This is a genomic window from Yinghuangia sp. YIM S09857, from assembly GCF_051388915.1.
Lineage (GTDB): Bacteria > Actinomycetota > Actinomycetes > Streptomycetales > Streptomycetaceae > Yinghuangia.
In genome coordinates this window covers 225,311-229,496 of record NZ_JBPKBH010000014.1, presented here as the reverse complement: position 1 = coordinate 229,496, position 4,186 = coordinate 225,311, and the positions used below count along the sequence as shown (strand labels likewise).

3 protein-coding genes are annotated in these 4,186 nt (G+C 73.1%); all 3 read right to left on the bottom strand.

The annotated features are described in order from the left end of the window. Window positions 1-33 precede the first annotated feature (33 nt). Complete coding sequence (locus ACRX5S_RS27515; protein ID WP_436775794.1) at window positions 34-1,053, bottom strand: hypothetical protein; 1,020 nt, start codon at window positions 1,051-1,053, stop codon at window positions 34-36. A 37-nt stretch (window positions 1,054-1,090) separates the two neighbouring features. Next, complete coding sequence (locus ACRX5S_RS27510) at window positions 1,091-3,481, bottom strand: DUF3488 and transglutaminase-like domain-containing protein (protein WP_436775793.1); 2,391 nt, start codon at window positions 3,479-3,481, stop codon at window positions 1,091-1,093. Next, a partial coding sequence (locus ACRX5S_RS27505) for a DUF58 domain-containing protein (protein WP_436775792.1) occupies window positions 3,457-4,186 on the bottom strand: 730 nt, incomplete at its 5' end. The genes ACRX5S_RS27505 and ACRX5S_RS27510, both read right to left, overlap by 25 nt.

The following is a 4,186-nucleotide window of genomic DNA, read 5'->3' as shown; positions in this document are numbered from 1 at the left end:
CCCCCCGCCGCCCCCCGCGCCCGGGTAAGCCGTTCACTCCTCCTCGGACGCCGGCGGGGAGGTGCTCCCGGACGCCGACGGTGCCGAACCGCCCGTCGGTGTCGTGGAGGGACTCACGGACTGACTTGCGACCGGGGGCCCCGGGGTCGTGCACACCGCGTCTCCCCGGGCCAGTTTCATGGCCGGTTGGTCGTCGATCAGCGTGGTCACGACTGCACAGACGCCGGCGGCCGCGGCCGGACCGGTGAACACGACCTGGTGCTGGTCCTTCTCCGCGAGGATGTGCTCGATGAGTTCGCCGCCCTGCGTCTGCGAGACCACGATGTACCCTGACAGGCCCTGGGTGTTCGAAGGGGCGTCCCAGGTGACCTGGAGCCGTCCTTCGTGGGAGGCCAGCGTGACGTGGGTCGCTCGGAAGGCGGCCGACTGGTCGGGGGGTAGCGCGGTGGCCGGCAGTGGGGAGTTGCTCGCCGGCGGCGGCGCGGCCTTCTTCTTGTCGCCGGACGTCAGCACGACCACGCCGACCCCCACGAGGGCGAGGACCGCGACACCGACCAAGGCCATCGGCAGCCACGGCCGGCGTTTCGGCGGTACGAAGGAGTAGTTCTCCTCCGTCTCTTCGAGCGTCCATTCCCCGAACAGCCCCTCAGGGGAGGAGTTTTCGGCGGCGTGGCCGACTGCGGCGGCACGCCCGTCAAGTTCCGGGTCCCAGTCTGGCGCGAACACCCCGGCCATCTGATCGGGGGCGGCGAAGTCGTCGCTCCTCGGCGGAGGCAGATGTGCCTCGACCGGAGGAGCCGCCGGGGTCCACTGCGGTGTGACCGGCGGATCGACGGCCGGCACGGGGACCGGGGGGGCGGGCGTCGGAGAAACGGGCCGCCGCTTGAGCAGGTCCGGTGCCGACGTCCCCGGTTGCGCGGCGCTGTCGAGGGCCCCGGTGGGGCCGTCTTCCCACCACGCCGGAATGTAGAGCCGGGGCACGGCGGAACCGGTCGGAGGTCGTCCGGCACCCGGTTCCTCGCCGCGGTTGTCGCCTTCGACTGTCACCGTCATGCCTTCTTCCTGGTACGTATGCGCGGTCGGTCGGCCGTCACAGGCGGTCCTTCCTGCGCAGTTGCCCGACGACCCGCCGGGGCGCGAACCGGGCGCGGCGGGACGGCGCCCGATCCGAGGCACGGACCGCGGCCTCCACGGACGCACACGTCCGCCACGCGGCGTCCGCCTGGAGCGTGTCCGCCGGACGCCCACCGTAGGCCACGTCGTTGACGACATCGGCCAGGTCCCACAGTTGCCCGCCCACCTCATCGGGAAGGTTCTCGTCGCCGAACGCCGCGACCTCGCGCACGGTCAGAACGCCCTTGCCCGGCATGCCGATCTCGGTCAGCCGATCGGTGATCTGGTGCCAGGCGCCGAACACGCGCCCGGCTGGGGGACCTTGGGCGCGGCGTCGGCGGGCCACGCCGGGAGCGGCAACCGCGACGCCGCCGTACGTGAGCATCAAGGCCAGCAGCGCGGCAGCCGGGACGGCCCACCACCATACGGGCGTTCCGCTGTCCCCGTCGGGCTCCGGGAACACGGCGTACGTGGTGGGGCGGTCCGCGTCGGCGATTTGCGCGTCCTTCTCGGCACGCGACTCGGCCGCGGGCGGCACCGGTGCCGGAGCCACCTGTTTCGGCTGTTGGCCGCCGGGAACCGCGTCGGGGTTGTTCTTCGGGGCCCCGGACAGGCCCGCCTCACCCGGAGTCGGGTAGAACGGCACCCAGCCGACCTCGGCGAACCGGACTTCCGGCCACGCCACGACGTTCCCGCTGTCCACCCGCCAGGAGCCGTCGGGCTGCTGGCTGCCCCGTGAGAACCCGACCACGACACGGGTCGGCAAACCGAGCGTGCGGCCGAGGATCGCGAAGGCCGAGGCGAACTGCTCGGAGGTCCCCTCCTTGCTCTTCTCCAGGAAGAACCGCAGATTGAAGTACGAGTGGCCGGGAACGGCCGCACGGTCGAAGTGGTGCTTGCTGCGCAGCCAGTCGGCCAGTCGCAGCGCCTGCTGGTACGGGAACTGGCTGCCCGCGGTCGCCTCGTTCGCTATGCGCCGGAACTCCTCGACCGCCTCGATGGGTTCGTTCGCGGCGTCGCGTTCCGGCAGCGAGGTGTACGCCGGGTCCGCGACGGTCGGCAGCCGCTGGATGCGGTCCGGGTCGTAATGGGGGAGGCTGGAGACGACCTCGTAGTGGGTGCCGGGCTGGAGGAGTGAACCCGTCGCCAGTGCACCGGTGTCCGGGTCGACGGCCAGGGCCACGTCGTCGGGGGCGTTCACGCGCGTCGGCCGGTCGGCGGCAGGCAGCCACACTCCGTCGAGACCGGACAGGGTGACCTCCTGGACCGCGCGCGTCGTGGCGCCGGTGCGCAGGTCCGCCTCGGGCACCCGGCCGCCGGTCGGCCGCAGTTGGTCGACCGGGTACCAGGTCGTGCCGTCGAAGGTGTCGAGCACCGTGAGCCGCCAGTAGCGGTCCGGCGACGCCGGGCCGCGGACCGAGAACAGCGGTTGGTCCGGCGCGAGAAGCCACTCCGAGACGCGGTCGAGCGGGTTCACCGCGTTGAGTGGGACCGGCGGCGGCGGAGTCACGTGGGCGCGCACGTCCGGTGGTGTGCCCACCCCGGGCATGCGGGGGGCGGCGAAGCCCGCGATCACCGCCAGGACGGCGATCCACGGGGCGCCGAGCAGCAGCAGGTGCCACGGCGAACGACGCCCGGGCGCGCGGCACACCAGCAGCACTGTCACCGCGGTCACGGTCACGGTGACCAGTATGACGTTGCCGCCCGGGGCACCCGCGGTGAGCACCACGGGGACGGTGAGAAGCAGGAGGCCGGGCAGCGCCGGGAGGACGGGGACGTCGGTCCGCAGCGCCAGTTCGGCCCCCGCCAGCCCTGCGAGCCAGACACTGGCCGACGCCAGGACCATCAGATGCGAACCGGACGGCGCGGGCAGCACGGTGGTCAGGATGCCGCGCGGTGCGTCGAGCACGTCCGACCCGATGCTCCGCATCAGCCCCACCGAAGGCAGGAAGCCCGCGGTGGCGTCATCGCGATACACCGTGGCCGTCACGGCGACGCACCACGCGAGGCCGGACAACAGCAGTGAGACGGCGAGCGGACGCGGCTTGCCCGGTGGGCCCGTCCCCGAGCAGAGCAACGCCAGGAGCACCGGCGCCGTCGCGGACACGGCCACCGGCACGGCGAGTTCTCCCATGCCGAACACGCGGTGGTACGCGAAGCCCGCGAGGGCCGCGAGCCCGGCGACCGGGACGAGTGATGCCTGACGCCGAACGCGTGCCTCGCGCGCGGCCGACCCGGAACGCGTCGGTGGGGCGGGCTTTCGTCCGGTGGAGCCACTCGGGCCGGGCCGCCGGAAGCGGGCCCGGGTCGGTCGTGGAGCGCCCGTCGGCGGAGTGGCCGTACTCACCTCATCGCCTCTCTGCGCCATGCGGGGACAAGGTCGTCGAGCCGGTCGACGGTGAGAAGCGGAACGCCGAGCGGCGTACCGCTGCCGCCGGTCGTGCCGGTGCGCACCACGAGCATGCGGTCGAAGCGACCGCGCATGCGGGCCAGGCGCTCGGCGGGAAGCGCGCGCTCGGCGCCGGTGACCACGACGAGGGTGTCCCCCTCGCGCAGCCGCTCCAGGACATCCAAGGCGTCCGAGAGCGAGTGGCGGGTGTCGGCCGAGACCGTCGAGAGCCGGTCGAGCACGTGGTCTGCGGCAAGGTCCCGGCCGCCGACCAGCGCGAGTTGGCCCGCTCCGGTCACCATGCGGATGGGGAAGTTGTCGCGAGCGGCGGCCGCGGCGACCGACGCGGCGACGTCCACGGCGGTCTCGAAGGCCTGCGGGTCGCGGTAGGCGTCGGCATCGGTGTCGAGCACGACGCTGGTGGTCGGCAGGCTGACGTCGATCATGCGGCGCACCATGAGCGTTCCGGTACGCGCCGACGAGCGCCAGTGCACCTGGCGCAGGTCGTCGCCGAGCACGTACTCGCGAAGCGAGTGGAACGTCAGTGTGCCGTCCTCGGCGGTATCCGAGGTCGGACCCTCCAGGTGGTGCGTGCGGCCGGCCGGGAGCACGGGCAGCGTCACCGTACGCGGCCGGACCAGCAGGATCTCGGTGGGCCCGCACGGGCGCGCCTGGCGGGCCAGG